Origin of the sequence: Rhodococcus sp. IEGM 1381 (assembly GCF_030056795.1) — a bacterium.
GTDB lineage: Bacteria > Actinomycetota > Actinomycetes > Mycobacteriales > Mycobacteriaceae > Rhodococcoides.
Genome location: NZ_JASHKQ010000004.1, coordinates 98896 through 114218, shown reverse-complemented (window position 1 = coordinate 114218; position 15323 = coordinate 98896). Strand labels below are relative to the sequence as shown.

General features: G+C 64.3%; 13 protein-coding genes. 5 read left to right on the top strand and 8 right to left on the bottom strand.

Features of this window, described 5'->3' with window-relative positions; all coding sequences use genetic code 11:
• Positions 1-42: 42 nt before the first annotated feature.
• Positions 43-1614 (bottom strand): NlpC/P60 family protein, encoded by a 1572-nt coding sequence (locus QM797_RS13905; RefSeq protein WP_442978153.1) that lies wholly within the window; start codon positions 1612-1614, stop codon positions 43-45.
• A gap of 422 nt (positions 1615-2036) precedes the next feature.
• The gene (locus tag QM797_RS13900; RefSeq protein ID WP_283276212.1) at positions 2037-2579 is read right to left on the bottom strand and encodes an Rv1476 family membrane protein; all 543 of its coding nucleotides are present in this window, start codon (positions 2577-2579) and stop codon (positions 2037-2039) included.
• Positions 2580-2926: 347 nt separating this feature from the next.
• Between QM797_RS13900 and QM797_RS13895 the strand changes: the two genes are divergently transcribed.
• Both QM797_RS13895 and QM797_RS13890 read left to right on the top strand, forming a co-directional pair.
• Positions 2927-5737 (top strand): aconitate hydratase, encoded by a 2811-nt coding sequence (locus tag QM797_RS13895; protein ID WP_283276211.1) that lies wholly within the window; start codon positions 2927-2929, stop codon positions 5735-5737.
• Between the two features lie 113 nt (positions 5738-5850).
• Entirely contained in the window at positions 5851-6417 is a 567-nt protein-coding gene (locus QM797_RS13890; protein ID WP_283276210.1) for a TetR/AcrR family transcriptional regulator, read from the top strand.
• A gap of 7 nt (positions 6418-6424) precedes the next feature.
• Here QM797_RS13890 and QM797_RS13885 read toward each other — a convergent pair whose 3' ends face one another.
• Positions 6425-8056 carry an ABC-F family ATP-binding cassette domain-containing protein gene (locus tag QM797_RS13885; RefSeq protein ID WP_283276209.1) on the bottom strand — a complete coding sequence of 544 codons (1632 nt, stop codon included), beginning with the start codon at positions 8054-8056 and terminating at the stop codon, positions 6425-6427.
• 155 nt (positions 8057-8211) lie between these two features.
• Here QM797_RS13885 and QM797_RS13880 point away from each other — a divergent pair, with 155 nt between their 5' ends.
• From QM797_RS13880 to ku, 3 genes are read left to right on the top strand one after another with little or no spacing between them, the layout of a single operon-like run.
• A complete protein-coding gene (locus tag QM797_RS13880; RefSeq protein WP_283276208.1) occupies positions 8212-9000 on the top strand; it encodes an SDR family oxidoreductase in 789 nt (262 codons plus the stop codon).
• Positions 8997-10142, top strand: a complete 1146-nt coding sequence (locus QM797_RS13875; protein ID WP_283276207.1) for a lycopene cyclase family protein — start codon at positions 8997-8999, stop codon at positions 10140-10142. The genes QM797_RS13880 and QM797_RS13875 overlap by 4 nt, the downstream gene beginning before the upstream one ends.
• Before the next feature lie 52 nt (positions 10143-10194).
• Complete coding sequence (gene ku / locus QM797_RS13870; protein ID WP_283276206.1) at positions 10195-11133, top strand: non-homologous end joining protein Ku; 939 nt, start codon at positions 10195-10197, stop codon at positions 11131-11133.
• Positions 11134-11153: 20 nt separating this feature from the next.
• Here the strand turns inward: ku and QM797_RS13865 are convergent, their stop codons facing one another.
• Genes QM797_RS13865 through sufD form a run of 5 tightly spaced genes read right to left on the bottom strand, consistent with a single transcriptional unit; the run spans position 11154 to position 15318 of the window.
• Entirely contained in the window at positions 11154-11534 is a 381-nt protein-coding gene (locus tag QM797_RS13865) for a metal-sulfur cluster assembly factor (RefSeq protein ID WP_008716491.1), read from the bottom strand.
• Complete coding sequence (gene sufU, locus QM797_RS13860) at positions 11531-12028, bottom strand: Fe-S cluster assembly sulfur transfer protein SufU (RefSeq protein WP_283276205.1); 498 nt, start codon at positions 12026-12028, stop codon at positions 11531-11533. Before sufU ends, QM797_RS13865 begins: the two co-directional genes overlap by 4 nt.
• Positions 12029-13309 (bottom strand): cysteine desulfurase, encoded by a 1281-nt coding sequence (locus QM797_RS13855; RefSeq protein ID WP_283276308.1) that lies wholly within the window; start codon positions 13307-13309, stop codon positions 12029-12031.
• 2 nt (positions 13310-13311) lie between these two features.
• Positions 13312-14088 (bottom strand): Fe-S cluster assembly ATPase SufC, encoded by a 777-nt coding sequence (sufC, locus tag QM797_RS13850; protein ID WP_283276204.1) that lies wholly within the window; start codon positions 14086-14088, stop codon positions 13312-13314.
• A 39-nt stretch (positions 14089-14127) separates the two neighbouring features.
• Positions 14128-15318: a Fe-S cluster assembly protein SufD gene (sufD, locus tag QM797_RS13845; protein ID WP_283276307.1), complete on the bottom strand. Its 1191-nt coding sequence runs from the start codon at positions 15316-15318 to the stop codon at positions 14128-14130.
• Between the last annotated feature and the right edge of the window lie 5 nt (positions 15319-15323).

Sequence of the window (15323 nt, the reverse complement as noted above, 5' to 3'; positions counted from 1 at the left end):
CTGCGGAACGACTCGAGAGTCCGGAGAGGCACCGGATCGAGCTCAGGACACCATTCGCACTGCGTAGGGAGTCATGCCGCTGTAGCGCACGTCGGAGACCTTGACCACCGAACCGGACTGCGGAGCTTCGAGCATCTTGCCGTCGCCGAGGTACAGCGCGACGTGCTGGCTGGCGTTGGGTCCGTAGAAGATCATGTCGCCGCGCTTCATGTCCGAAGACGGCACCTGCTTACCCGCTGTGTACTGATAGCCGGTGTAGTGCGGCAGCGAAATTCCCAGGCCCGCGAAGGCGTAGATCATCAGACCCGAGCAGTCGAAGCCGACCTTGTTGTAATCGCCGTAGCTGTCTGCGACTCCCCCGTCCCTGATGCCCTTGGTTGGGCCGTTCTCGTCGCCTCCGCCCCATGAGTACGGCACTCCCAGTTGGCTCATCCCACGGTCGATCGCCAACTCGACGGCCGCGCTTCCGGTGACCGACGGCGTCGTGGACGTCTTCGGTTTGGTGGGCGTCTTCGGTGTGGTGGATGTCTTCGGTGTGGTGGATGTCTTCGGTGTGGTGGGCGTGGTTGTGGTCGAGCTGTCCGAGTCGGTCGTCGCGCTCGAATCTTCCTCCACGTCCACGTGCGAACGTTGGCCTTCGGCAATGGCTGCCGCACGCTGTTGGGCGGCAAGATTGGCCGATACCCGGGCAGCTGCCTGAACTGCGGCTTCGCGTGCCGCCGCGGCGGCGGCAGCGACAGCCGCATCCTCGGCTGCCTTCCGTGTTTCCCAGTCGCCGTACGCCGCTCGTTGATCCTGCAGACCAGCAACATTGCTGCGCGCCGAGTCGAGCTCGGTCTGGGCAGCGTCACGCTGCGACTCGATCGCTGCTTTCTGATCGGCCTCGGCCTGCAGAGCAGCTTGCGCCTCGGCGATGGCTTGCTCGGCCTCGGCCTTCTTGGACTCGGCTTCCGACGCCGCAGCATCTGCCTGCTGCTTCGAGTCCCGCGCCGCCGAATCGCGATTCGCCTGTTCGGTCCGGGCCCGCTGGAGCCCGTCGAGCACCGCGTTCTGGCTGTTGGAGAGCACCTTCAAAACCTGGGCACGATCCAACACGTCGTCCGGTCCGCTCGAACCGAGGAACGAGGCCATCGACGCAACACCGGAGCCCTGGGTGTAGCTGGACTTCGCGAATTCGTCGAATTTGCGCTGGGCTGCCTGAATTTGGGTGCCGGCGTCGGCAAGTGCCTGTTGTGCTGCACCGACGACTGCGGCAGCGACGTCCGCGGCGTCGCGCGCATTCTGCAGATCCACCAGGGCCTTGTTGACGCCCTCGCGCTTCGAGGCAACCTCGTCGTCGAGTCGAGCGAGCTGCTGGTTGGCCGACGCGATCGCGTCGATCAGCTGTCCTACCTGCCCGAGACTCGAATCGACGGCGCTGCCCGCGGCGGCGAGGTCACTGTCCGATGGGTTGGGCGGTGGCGGTGGTACCGCGGCGGCAACTCCGGGAAGAGTTGCCATCAACGCGAGAACCAGCCCAGCGCCGACCAGCACGAATCGGGTACGGACGAGCGCACTGCGGTGAATGCCGCGGACTTGACGTCGGCTCACAAATGTCTCCCTCGGGTCCGGCATTCACTCGGGTTCGCGTCGAACCGTCGTGCCGTCGAGGTGCTCTCCGTCCTCCACCCCGATCGCAGGTGACGGTGAGCGCTCTCGCCGGGCGGGAAAGAAACACGCAGCGATACGACAAGTGCGAACCACGTCAGTCACACCCGAAGCAGTGGCCTCCCGAGTTCCCCACGGATGACAACCGCCTTCTGCGACACTCCTTCCCCAGCAGTGCCAATGGCACCGTACGACACTTCGCACCCTAAAGAAACTCCAGTCACAAATGACACATTTGTAATTTCACCAGGCACAACGCCGTGAACTCGGGGTTTACCGGAAACAATTTTTCCGACTTTTTCCTGCGGCGCAGCCGTTGTGATCACGGCCGGATCCAGGGTCTGGGCGTCAGTCACCCGAACGACGCGTCGACGCGTCGACGCGTCGGTTCAATTCTCGCTGGAGTCGAGATTCGCGCTCTCGGGTGCCGTCGCCCGAGCCCGGAATCTGCGGGCCTTGACAACTGCAGTCAGGGTGGCGACAACAGCTACGACGACGACGAGTCCACCGGTGAACAGACCCCACGGCGTCTGATCCTCGACGAGCGTGTTCACGAAATTGTCGGCCGCGACGATGTGGTTGCCGGTGTAGGTGCGGTCTTGACCGGCTTCGAGGGTCACCCGGCTGATGGAGTCGCTGAACGTGCCCACCTGCCCGGGGCTCAGGACCAGTACGGTGCCCCCCTCGCGTGCACCGACTGCGGTGGCAAGGTCGCGTAGCTGCGAGTCGTGGCGCGGTTCGTTCGGCACGATCACAATGCTCAGATCGATGCCGTGGTCTTCTGCGCGAGCCACAGCTGAGGACAACCCGGCTTCCTCGTCGGCGGGCGCACTCACGCCGGACTCGCGGACCGTGGCGACGATGCTGTCGACGTCCAGACCTGCCGGAATATCGGTGGCAAGTGGGGAAACGGCGTGAATCGGTTCAGGCATCTCTCGTCCAGTCGGTAGGAACCAGTCGCGTGAAACCCTACGTCACGGTGCTCTCGATACCGGGGAGGCCTGCGCGTCCGAGGCAGCAACTGAGGCCGCCCTTCATTGCGTCGCACGAAACAGTACGTGAGGATTGTGACGCGGGGCGTTCTGTCGGTATCCACCTCGAAACGGGCCCGCAAGTTTTCACAGGACAAGCGTACTGTTAGACTTCCATCGAGACACTGCCCGAGCGTCCGCAGGCAACACGCACGCCGGATGCCATGCCGAGACACACGGACAGCGCCTCGCTTCAACCGTCGACACAGCCCCGTCGGCGGTGTGCCTCATAGACGAGTGGAGCTGAAGTGACCGCAAGTAATGATTCATTCGGTGCAAAGGGCACCCTCGAAGTCGGAGAGAACTCGTACGAGATCTTCCGACTGTCGGCCTTGCCCGGTGCCGAGAAGTTGCCCTATGCGCTGAAGGTCCTCGCGGAGAACCTCCTTCGCACCGAGGACGGTGCCAACATCACCGCCGACCACATTCGTTCGATTGCCTCGTGGGATCCATCCGCGGAGCCGAGCTTCGAAATCCAGTTCACCCCTGCGCGCGTCATCATGCAGGACTTCACCGGCGTTCCGTGCATCGTCGACCTCGCCACGATGCGGGAAGCCGTCACCACCCTGGGCGGCGACCCCAACAAGGTCAACCCCCTCTCCCCCGCCGACATGGTCATCGACCACTCGGTCATCCTCGACGTCTTCGGCCGCGCCGATGCTCTCGAGCGCAACGTCGACCTCGAGTACGAGCGCAACGGCGAGCGTTACCAGTTCCTGCGTTGGGGGCAGGGCGCGTTCGACGACTTCAAGGTCGTCCCCCCGGGCATGGGCATCGTGCACCAGGTCAACATCGAGTACCTGGCACCGACCATCATGACCCGCAAGGGCCAGGCCTACCCCGACACCTGCGTCGGCACCGACTCGCACACCACGATGGTCAACGGCCTCGGTGTGTTGGGCTGGGGCGTCGGCGGCATCGAAGCCGAGGCGGCGATGCTCGGCCAGCCCGTCTCGATGCTCATCCCCCGCGTCGTCGGCTTCAAACTCTCCGGTGAGATCCAGCCCGGCGTCACCGCCACCGACGTGGTGCTCACTGCGACCGAGATGCTGCGCAAGCACGGCGTCGTCGGCAAGTTCGTCGAGTTCTACGGCGAGGGTGTGGCCGAGGTTCCGCTCGCGAACCGCGCCACCCTGGGCAACATGAGCCCCGAGTTCGGTTCCACCGCAGCAATTTTCCCGATCGACGAAGAGACGATCAACTACCTGCGCCTCACCGGCCGCAGCGACGAGCAGCTCGCGCTCGTCGAGGCGTATGCCAAGGAACAGGGCATGTGGCACGACCCGAAGAACGAGGCCGTGTACTCCGAGTACATCGAGCTCGACCTCAACACGGTCGTTCCCTCCATCGCAGGCCCGAAGCGTCCGCAGGACCGAATCCTGTTGTCCGAGTCCAAGGTTGCGTTTCGCAAGGACATTCACAACTACGTCGAGGAGAACCACCCGAAGCACGAGGGTGACAGCAAGCTCGACGAGGCCCTCGACGAGTCGTTCCCGGCAAGCGACTCCGCTTCGCTGAGCTTCGCCGAAGAAGATTCCGTCGACGTTCGTTCTGCCGCATACGGATCCGAGGGACGTCCGAGCAAGCCGGTCCGCGTCACCACCGACGAGGCAGGCGAATTCGTGCTCGATCACGGTGCCGTCGTGGTTGCGGGAATCACCTCCTGCACCAACACCTCGAACCCGTCGGTCATGCTCGGCGCAGCACTGCTCGCTCGCAACGCCGTGGAGAAGGGCCTGTCCACCAAGCCCTGGGTCAAGACCAACATGGCACCGGGTTCGCAGGTCGTCACCGACTACTACGAGAAGGCCGGCCTGTGGCCGTACCTCGAGAAGCTCGGCTACTACCTCGGCGGTTACGGCTGCACCACGTGCATCGGCAACACCGGTCCGCTGCTCGAGCCGATCTCCAAGGCGATCAACGACAACGACCTCTCGGTCACCGCAGTGCTGTCGGGCAACCGCAACTTCGAGGGCCGCATCTCCCCCGACGTGAAGATGAACTACCTGGCATCACCGCCGCTGGTCATCGCCTACGGCCTCGCAGGCACGATGGACTTCGACTTCGAGACCGACCCGCTCGGCAAGGACCACGAGGGCAACCCGGTGTTTCTCAAGGACATCTGGCCGTCCGCCGAGGAGATCGAATCGACCATCCAGTCCTCGATCAGCCGGGACATGTTCAGCAAGTCCTACGAGACCATCTTCGCCGGTGACAGCCGCTGGCAGAACCTGTCGACCCCCGAGGGCGACACGTTCGAGTGGGATCCCAAGTCCACCTACGTGCGCAAGCCTCCGTACTTCGACGGCATGACGATGGACCCGGCTCCCGTCGAGGACATCACGGGTGCACGAGTGTTGGCTCTGCTCGGCGATTCGGTCACCACCGACCACATCAGCCCGGCAGGCCCCATCAAGGCAGGCACGCCTGCCGCGCAGTACCTGGATTCGCACGGTGTCGAGCGCAAGGACTACAACTCGCTCGGTTCGCGTCGCGGAAACCACGAGGTCATGATTCGTGGAACGTTCGCGAACATTCGCCTGAAGAACCAGCTTCTCGACGACGTTTCGGGCGGCTACACCCGTGACTTCACGCAGGACGGCGGACCGCAGTCCTTCATCTACGACGCGTCGCAGAACTACCAGAAGGCCGGCATCCCGCTGGTCGTGCTGGGCGGCACGGAGTACGGCAGCGGCTCCTCCCGCGACTGGGCGGCCAAGGGCACCTCGCTCCTCGGCGTCAAGGCCGTCATCACCGAGTCGTTCGAGCGCATCCACCGCTCCAATCTCATCGGCATGGGCGTCGTTCCTCTGCAGTTCCCGGCCGGTGAGAGCGCATCGTCGCTCAAGCTGGACGGCACCGAGACCTTCGACATCGTCGGAGTCGCGAAGCTGAACGAGGGCACCACCCCGAAGACGATGACCGTCATCGCCACCAAGGAAGACGGCTCGAAGGTCGAATTCGAGGCCGTGGTTCGCATCGACACCCCGGGTGAAGCGGACTACTACCGCAACGGCGGCATCCTGCAGTACGTGCTGCGCAACATGATCAGAGGCTGAGTGCGCGTCGTCTGACGTATGCCTCGAACGGCGATGGGCCCGGAACCGACAGCGTGTTTCCGGGCCCATCGCCGTATCGGTCGGGGCCCGCATCGAAAGTAGGAAACCCACACGTGCCCAAGGTCAGCGACGACCACTTGGCCGCCCGTCGAAGCGAAATTCTCGACGGCGCGCGTAAGTGCTTCGGCGAGTTCGGTTACGAGGGCGCGACGGTACGGCGTCTCGAAGAGGCCACCGGCCTGTCGCGCGGAGCCATTTTTCATCACTTCAAGGACAAGGACGGCCTCTTCCTGGCGCTGGCGCAGGAGGATGCCCGGCGAATGGCAGAAGTCGCGGCGACGCAGGGCCTGGTTCAGGTGATGCGAGACATGCTGGCCCAGCCGGAGCAGTTCGAGTGGCTCGGAACGCGGCTCGAGATCACCCGACGACTGCGAACGGACGCCGACTTCCGGACCAGCTGGGCCGAACGCTCGGCAGAATTGACCGACGCGACACTCGGACGACTCGAGCGTCAGAAGACCGCAGGAAGACTGCGCGACGACGTACCCAACGACGTCCTCGCCGACTACCTCGATCTCGTCTTGGACGGCCTGGTGGCCCGCATCGCGTCCGGCCACGGGAGGTCCAACCTCGCAGCGATCCTGGATCTGGTCGAGGAATCCGTCCGGCGGCAGGACTGACGCCGAGTCAGGCGAGCTGGATGAGTTCGAGGTATTCCTGCGACCAGTGGTCCTCGGTACCGTCGGGGAGCAGAATCACCCGTTCGGGTGAGAGCGCTTCGGCGGCACCGGGATCGTGGGTCACCAGAACGACGGCACCCTTGTAGCTGCGAAGCGCGTCGAGGACCTGCTCACGGGAGATCGGGTCGAGGTTGTTGGTCGGTTCGTCGAGCAGCAGCACGTTCGCCGCCGAGGACACCAACCCGGCGAGCGCCAGTCGGGTCTTCTCACCGCCGGATAGTGTGCCTGCAGGCTGGTCGAGTTGGGGGCCGGTGAACATGAAGGCACCGAGTAGCGACCGCAGTTCCTGCTCACCGGTATCGGGTGCCGCGTGCCGAATGTTCTCCCAGACCGACGCGTGATCGTCGAGGGTGTCGTGTTCCTGCGCGAAGTATCCGACGCGCATGCCGTGGCCGGGTTCGATCTCTCCGGTGTCGGCCTTTTCGGTGCCTGCGAGGATGCGCAGCAGTGTTGTCTTGCCTGCACCGTTGAGCCCGAGCACCACAACCCGGCTACCTCGGTCGATGGCGAGGTCGACGCCGGCGAAGATCTCCAGCGAGCCGTACATCTTGGTCAGGTTCTTCGCCATCAGAGGTGTCTTGCCGCACGGCGCAGGCTCGGGGAAACGAATGTGGGCGACCTTGTCGGACACGCGTTCGGCATCGAGGTTGGCGAGCAACTTGTCGGCTCGCTTCGCCATGTTCTGTGCCGCAACGGCTTTCGTTGCCTTGGCACCCATCTTGGCAGCCTGCACGCGCAGTGCTCCCGCCTTCTTCTCCGCGTTGGCGCGCTCACGGCGCCGCCTCTGCTCGTCCGTGGCGCGGGCGTCGAGGTACTTCTTCCAGTTCATGTTGTAGATGTCGGCCTCGCCGCGCACGGCGTCGAGGAACCACACCCTGTTCACCACATCACCGAGCAGTTCGACATCGTGACTGATCACGATGAGTCCGCCCTCGTGGCTCTGCAGAAATCCGCGCAACCAGGTGATGGAATCGGCGTCGAGGTGGTTGGTGGGCTCGTCGAGTAGCAATGTGGTGTTCGAGCGTCCGCCACTGCCGTCGGACGCGGCGAACAGAATCCGAGCCAGTTCGACGCGTCGGCGCTGACCACCGGAGAGGGTGCGAAGCGGCTGGCCGAGAATCCGGTCGGCCAAACCGAGGCTGTTGCAGATGCGCGCTGCTTCGCTCTCGGCTTCGTAGCCGCCGAGGGAGGAGAAACGTTCTTCGAGTTCGCCGTACTTGCGGACGGCCTTGTCGAGCAACGCTTCGTCTGCGACCTCGGCCATCAGCGCCTGCTGCTTCTCCATCTTGTGCAGAAGGGTGTCCAGGCCCCGGGCGGAGAGCACCCTATCCCTGGCCAGCACGTCGAGATCGCCTTCCTTGGGATCCTGCGGAAGGTAGCCGAGGTCGCCGGTACGCACGACCTCACCGGCATACGGCTCACCTTCGCCCGCGAGGATGCGCAGAGTGGTGGTCTTGCCCGCACCGTTGCGGCCCACCAATCCGATGCGGTCGCCTGCCTGCACGCGGAGCGCGGGCCCCTCGGTGGACAGAAGGGTCCGCACACCGGCACGAACTTCCAGGTCGGTGGCGGTGATCACGCGTGAGCTCCTAGCGATTGCCGAACAAGATCGTTGCCCGTCGAACGACGAGCGAACACAGGTGTACCGAACGACGGCACAGCAAACCCCCATTTTAGCTCAGCATTCACGTGCCCTCACCCAGGAACGACGGTGACACCGGTAACGTCTGTTCGATGACCGACGCCCCCGAAACAGTCAGCCCACGCAGCGCGCCGTTCCCCGACCTCACCGGGCGCACCGCACTCGTCACCGGTGCCAGTCGGGGCATCGGCAAGGCGATCGCCGCGGAACTGCTCGCCCGCGGCGCGAACGTGGCCATCACCGCACGTAAGCGCGAACCTCTCGTGGCTGCAGCCGCAGAACTGGGTGACTCCGTGCTCGCGATCGACGGTAACGCGGGCGATCCGGAGCATCGACGCAGCGCGGTGGCTAGCACTGTGGAGACCTTCGGTTCGCTGGACATCCTGGTCAACAACACCGGCATCAATCCCGTCTACGGCTCGCTGATGGATGCCGACCTGGCGGGCGTCAGCAAGATCTTCGACACCAACGTCGTCGGTACTCTCGGTTTCGTTCAGCAGGCGTTCCATGCCTGGATGGGAGAGCACGGCGGCGCGATCGTCAACATCGCCAGCGTGGCAGGCATTCGCTCCACCGGCGTGATCGCCGCATACGGCGCATCGAAGGCCGCCCTGATCCGCCTCACCGAGGAACTCGCCTGGCAGCTCGGTCCGACAATCCGCGTCAATGCCGTGGCACCCGGTGTGGTGAAGACCAAGTTCGCAGAGGCTCTCGTCGCCAACGGGGAGGACGCGGCAGCGGCCGGCTACCCGATGAAGCGCCTGGGAAACCCAGAGGACGTCGCGGCTCTGGTCGCCTTCCTGGTGTCGGACGCCTCCTCCTGGATCACCGGTGAGACCGTGCGGGTGGACGGTGGCTTGCTCGCCACCGGCGGAATGTGAACGATCTCTCGGCCGACGTCGCGGTCGTCGGACTCGGACCCTCGGGACGAGCCGTCGCCCATCGATGCGCCGAGGCCGGACTCGACGTCGTTGCGATCGATCCTCACCCGGGTCGGACGTGGACACCGACATACTCTGCCTGGGCCGATGAGCTGCCGTCGTGGTTGCCCCAGGCCGCAGTGGCGTCGACTGCTCAGAAGCCTGCGGTGTGGACCGATCACCATCGGATCATCGACCGAACGTATTGCGTTCTCGACACTCCCGCACTCCAGGCGACCTTGTCTCTCGACCGCCTCCGAGTGCTGGCCGGGACAGCCGTCGATGTCACCGGATCTCGCGTGACGACGGCCGACGGGACCATCGTCGACGCGCGTCACGTCGTCGATGCCCGAGGGACACTCGATTCGCGAGACCTCGCGCAGCAAACTGCATTCGGCATCGTCATCGAACGTGACCGCGCCGAACCGATCCTCGAGGGCTCCGACGCATGGTTCATGGACTGGCGCACCGACAACGGCGCTCGGCCGGGTGAGGTACCGAGCTTTCTGTACGCCGTCGCGCTCGACGACGATCGAATGCTGCTCGAGGAGACGTGCTTGGTCGGCCGACCAGCCCTCGACCTCGCGGTCCTTCGTACTCGCCTGCACCACCGTCTGGTCAACCGCAATCTCGAACCCACCGGCACGGAGGATGTCGAGCGAGTGCGCTTCTCGGTCGAACCGCCACCACGGTCGCAGTTGCACACCGGGCGAGGCGGTCCGGTGCTGTTCGGATCTCGCTCGAACCTGATGCATCCCGCCACGGGCTACAGCGTGGCGGCGTCGCTGGCATCGGCGGACGTCCTGGTCGACCGGTTCCGTGACGGCGGCCGACCCCTGCGCAGCCGCGCACTTCACATCTGGACCGTTCAGAAACTCCGCAATCTGGGGCTACGCACCGCCCTGAGTCTCGAACCGGAAATGGTCCCCCAGTTCTTCTCGAGCTTTTTCTCCCTGCCGGTCGAATTGCAGCGCTCGTATCTCTCCGGTCATGACGACGCAATCGGCACGATGACCGCAATGCTGAAAATGTTTCCGACGCTCCCCGCGTCGGCCAGGGTCGCGATCGCGCGCACCGTAGTGCGCACGCCGGGCCGCAGCTGACTTTCTTCGCCAACGGTCGACACGCGGGCACCCGGTCCGCGATCATTGACACATGCGCAGCATTTGGAAGGGCTCGATCGCCTTCGGACTGGTCAACGTTCCGGTGAAGGTCTACTCGGCTACCGAGCAGCACGACATTCGGTTCCATCAAGTGCACGCGAAGGACGGCGGACGAATCAAGTACGACCGCATCTGCCAGGAATGCGGCAAGTCGGTGCAGTTCGCCGACATCGACAAGGCCTACGACTCACCCGACGGCGAACGCGTGATCCTCACCGACGACGACTTCGACAAGCTCCCGGCGGCGGAGAAGCACGAGATTCCGGTTCTCGAATTCGTGCCGACCGAGCAGATCGATCCGATTCTGTACGACAAGAGCTACTTCCTCGAGCCGGACTCCGCGTCACCGAAGGCGTACGTGCTGCTGCGAGAGACGTTGGAAGAAACCGAACGCACTGCGCTCGTCCATTTCACGCTGCGGCAGAAGACCCGGCTGGCTGCACTGCGCGTGCGCGACGACGTGTTGGTGATCCAAACGCTGCTGTGGCCGGACGAGGTCAGGGCCGCCGAGTTTCCCTCCCTCGAAGACGCGCCGTCCGCGCGTCCGCAGGAGGTGAAGATGGCCACGTCCCTGGTGGAAAGCATGTCCTCGGAGTTCGACCCCACCGAGTACACCGACGACTACCAGATCGAACTGCGCAAGCTGATCGACGAGACCCTTGCCAACGGGGGCGAGAAAGTGGTCCACACCGAGGCCGACAAGGACGACGACGGCGAGGATGCCGAGGTCGTCGATCTGGTGGCCGCGCTTCAGCGGAGCGTCGAGGCGGCAGGTAAGAACGCGAAGTCGGGGTCCGCCGCGTCAGCGCCTGCCAAGAAAGCGCCCGCGAAGAAGAGCGCTGAGAAGAAGGCACCGGCCAAGAAAACTGCAGCGAAAAAGTCGGCACCCGCGAAGGCAGATACCAAGGACGCCGAAGCCAAAGGTGCCTGAAGGAGCCGACCAGTTCTACGTCAGACGGTGAAGCCGAGGGCCCTGAGCTGCTCGCGGCCGTCGTCGGTGATTTTGTCCGGTCCCCACGGCGGCATCCACACCCAATTGATCTTCAGGTCGGCGGCCAGTCCGCTGCGCACGAGAGCGCCGCGGGCCTGATCCTCGATGACATCGGTCAGCGGGCACGCCGCCGAGGTGAGCGTCATGTCGACCGTGACGATGTCGTCGGCGTCGATCTTGATGTCGTACACCAGACCCAGATCGACGACGTTGATTCCGAGCTCGGGATCGACGACGTCGCGCATCGCCTCTTCGAGGTCCTCGAGCACCTTGATCTCGTCGGCGGTCAGTTCCACCGGAGTCGTGGTCACGGCTGGAGTCGTTTCTGTTGCTTCGGTCATGATTGCTGTCCTCCGGAAAGTGCCGACTGGGCGGTCCCGCCCGTCGTAGCTGTCGAATCTGCGTCCACTACTTGAACAACCGCATCCTTGAAAGCCATCCAACCCAGCAACGCGCATTTCACGCGAGCCGGGTACTTGGCCACACCGACGAACGCAATGCCGTCGCCGATGACGTCCTCGTCACCCTCGACGGTACCTCTGCTGCCGACCATGTCGCTGAACGCGTCGACCGTCTTCAGCGCATCGACCACGCTCAGGCCGACGACCTGATCGGTGAGAACCGACGTCGCGGCCTGACTGATCGAGCAGCCCTGGCCGTCGTACGAGACGTCCGCAACGGTGCCGTTGTCCACGTGAACCCGCAGAGTGACCTCGTCGCCACACGTGGGGTTGACGTGGTGTACCTCTGCACCGAACGGCTCGCGCAGTCCGCGACCGTGCGGGTGCTTGTAGTGATCGAGGATCACTTCCTGATACATCTGTTCCATCCGCATCTAGAGTTCCCCTCCCCCGCCCTGGTCGGTGGTTCCGAAGAACAATTGCGCTCGGCGGATTGCCTGTGCGAGAACCTGTACTTCCTCGACCGTGTTGTACAACGCGAACGAGGCGCGCGCTGTCGCAGCCACACCGAACCGTCGGTGCAGCGGCCACGCGCAGTGATGCCCGACGCGAATGGCGACGCCCTCGTCGTCCAAGATCTGTCCGAGGTCGTGGGCGTGGATACCGTCGACGACGAACGACACTGCCGAACCGCGGTCGACATTCTCTGCCGGGCCGATCACGCGAACCCCGTCGATCTTCGCGAACTCTGCGAGAGTTGCTGCAACCAAAGTCTTTTCGTGAGCGGCGACGGAATCGATACCGATTTTCTCCAGATACCGCACAGCCGCGCCGAGTCCGACGACCTGCGAGGTCATCGGAACGCCGGCCTCGAATCGTTGTGGGGGCGCGGCGAACGTCGTCTTCTCCATGGTGACGGTCTCGATCATCGAACCGCCGGTGATGAACGGAGGCATCGCCTCGAGGAGTGCAGCCTTGCCGTACAGCACACCCACTCCCGAAGGACCGAGCATCTTGTGACCGGAGAACGCGGCGTAGTCGACATCGAGCGCGTGGAAATCGACCTTCATGTGCGGCACCGACTGGCACGCGTCGAGAACGACGAGCGCGCCGACAGCCCTGGCCCGCCGCACCAATTCCTCGACCGGAGCCACCGCACCGGTCACGTTGGACTGGTGCGTGAACGCGAGAACCTTGACGGCAGAGGACAATTCGAGCGAATCGAGATCGATGCGGCCGTCGTCGGTCACGCCGTACCACCGCAGGGTTGCGCCAGTTCGGGCTGCAAGCTCCTGCCACGGAACGAGGTTGGCGTGATGTTCGAGTTCGGTGACGACGATTTCGTCCTCGGGGCCGAGATGGCGATCGAAGCGTTGATCGGCCAAGACGTAGGTCACAAGGTTGAGCGACTCGGTCGCGTTCTTGGTGAACACGATCTCGTCGACATCGGCCCCGACGAACGACGCGATGGCCGCGCGCGCACCCTCGTAGGCGTCGGTGGCCTCCTCGGCCAGCTGGTGCGCCCCGCGGTGCACTGCGGCATTACACGTGGTGAGGAACTCGCGCTCGGCGTCGAGTACCTGCACCGGCCGCTGCGACGTGGCACCGGAATCGAGGTACACCAACGGCTTTCCGTCACGGACGGTGCGCGAGAGGATGGGGAAATCTCGGCGAACCGTGGCGACATCGAACGATGCCGCCACCGCCGCAGCCATACTCATGCTCCGGTGGTTGCGGCCTGCGTGTAGCCGACGTAACCGTTGGCTTCGAGCTCGTCGGCCAGCTCCGCACCGCCGGACTTGACGATCTCACCGTTGACGAAGACGTGCACGAAATCGGGCTTGATGTAGCGCAGAATGCGGGTGTAGTGCGTGATCAGCAGCACTCCGCCGTCCTGACGCTCCTTGTACTTGTTGACGCCCTCGGACACCACTCGCAGAGCATCGACATCGAGGCCGGAGTCGGTCTCGTCGAGGATTGCGATTTTGGGCTTGAGCAGTCCCAGCTGCAGGATCTCGTGACGCTTCTTCTCGCCACCGGAGAAGCCTTCGTTGACGTTGCGCTCGAGGAAGTTGGCCTCGATCTCCAGTTCGCTCATGGCGGTCTTGGCTTCCTTGACCCAGTGCCGCAGCTTGGGAGCTTCGCCGCGCACTGCGGTGGCGGCGGTGCGCAGGAAGTTCGACATCGAAACTCCTGGCACCTCCACCGGGTACTGCATCGCCAGGAACAGGCCGGCGCGGGCGCGCTCGTCGACGCTCATTGCGAGCACGTCTTCACCATCGAGGGTGATGGTGCCGGAGGTGACGGTGTATTTCGGATGGCCTGCAATGGCGTACGACAAGGTGGACTTGCCGGAACCGTTGGGCCCCATGATCGCGTGCGTCTCGCCGGACTTCACAGTCAGATCGACACCCTTGAGGATGTTGATCGGCTCGGCGGACGAGTCGGTGTTGGCGACGCTGACGTGCAGGTCGCGGATTTCGAGTGTGGACATCAAAGTTCCTTTGTGCAGTCGAGAAAGGTTCGGGTGGACCTACGCGCCGACGACGGCGAGTTCGGTCTCGATGGCGGCGTCGAGACGCTCGCGTACGGCGGGGACCGGAATCTTGTCGATGATTTCGTGGAAGAAGCCGCGGACGACGAGTCGACGAGCGACTTCCTCCGAGATGCCACGAGCGCGCAGGTAGAACAGCTGCTCGTCGTCGAAACGGCCGGTGGCGCTGGCATGGCCTGCTCCGACGATTTCGCCCGTCTCGATCTCGAGGTTGGGTACCGAGTCGGCCCGGGCACCATCGGTGAGCACCAGGTTGCGGTTGAGCTCGTACGTCTCGGTGCCCTCGGCCTCGGCTCGAATCAGAACATCTCCGATCCATACGGTGTGCGCGTCGACGGTGCCGGGTCCGGTTTCGCCCTGCAGCGCACCCTTGTACATCACATTGGACTTGCAATGCGGTGCCGAGTGGTCGACGAGCAGTCGCTGCTCGAGGTGCTGGCCTGCGTCGGCGAAGTACACACCGAGCAGGTTCGCGTCGCCGCCGGGCGCGCTGTAGCGCACGGTCGGGCTGATGCGAACCAGATCGCCGCCGAGACTGACGTTGTAGTGCCGCAGCACGGAATCGCGCCCGAGCAACGCATGATGCGCAGCCACGTGCACGGCGTCGGGCTGCCAATCCTGGATCAGGACGACGTGCAGTTGCGAGCTGTCACCCAGAACGAACTCGATGTTCTCGGCGTACGTTCCGCTTCCGCGCTGATCGATCACGACGGTCGCACGCGCGAACGTGCCGAGTCGAACCTGCACATGTCCGTAGGCGATGTGGTCGACACCGGGGCCGTCGATGGTGATCTCGATGGGATCGGTCACCTCGACCTCGTTCGGCACGGTGACGACCGTGGCCTCCGAGAAGGCCGAAAATGCCTGAGCTGCAATACGATCGGCCGGTACTCCGCCCTTGCCGAGGCGCTCGTCATCGCGTCCGACGGTCTCCACGACCACCGAGTCCGGCGCTCCGACAGTGACCTGGGCGGCCCCGTCGGCGACGGCGGAACCGTCGTGCAGGCCACGAAGACGACGCAGCGGCGTGAAGCGCCACAGCTCGTCGCGGCCCGACGGGACCTCGAACGCGTTCACATCGTACGACGTGAACTGAGCGCCCTTGTTCGCGACGAGCTTCGACTTGTCTTCCTTGGCGGAATCGGGGTTCTCGGATGCAACGGCACCCATGACTC

Coding starts and splice junctions, on each gene's coding strand:
- QM797_RS13905 (WP_442978153.1), bottom strand. CDS start 1,614: ATGCCGGACCCGAGGGAGACATTTGTGAGCCGACGTCAAGTCCGCGGC.
- QM797_RS13900 (WP_283276212.1), bottom strand. CDS start 2,579: ATGCCTGAACCGATTCACGCCGTTTCCCCACTTGCCACCGATATTCCG.
- QM797_RS13855 (WP_283276308.1), bottom strand. CDS start 13,309: ATGGCTGCGGCGGTGGCGGCATCGTTCGATGTCGCCACGGTTCGCCGA.
- QM797_RS13865 (WP_008716491.1), bottom strand. CDS start 11,534: ATGACCGAAGCAACAGAAACGACTCCAGCCGTGACCACGACTCCGGTG.
- sufU (WP_283276205.1), bottom strand. CDS start 12,028: ATGCGGATGGAACAGATGTATCAGGAAGTGATCCTCGATCACTACAAG.
- QM797_RS13880 (WP_283276208.1), top strand. CDS start 8,212: ATGACCGACGCCCCCGAAACAGTCAGCCCACGCAGCGCGCCGTTCCCC.
- sufD (WP_283276307.1), bottom strand. CDS start 15,318: ATGGGTGCCGTTGCATCCGAGAACCCCGATTCCGCCAAGGAAGACAAG.
- sufC (WP_283276204.1), bottom strand. CDS start 14,088: ATGTCCACACTCGAAATCCGCGACCTGCACGTCAGCGTCGCCAACACC.
- ku (WP_283276206.1), top strand. CDS start 10,195: ATGCGCAGCATTTGGAAGGGCTCGATCGCCTTCGGACTGGTCAACGTT.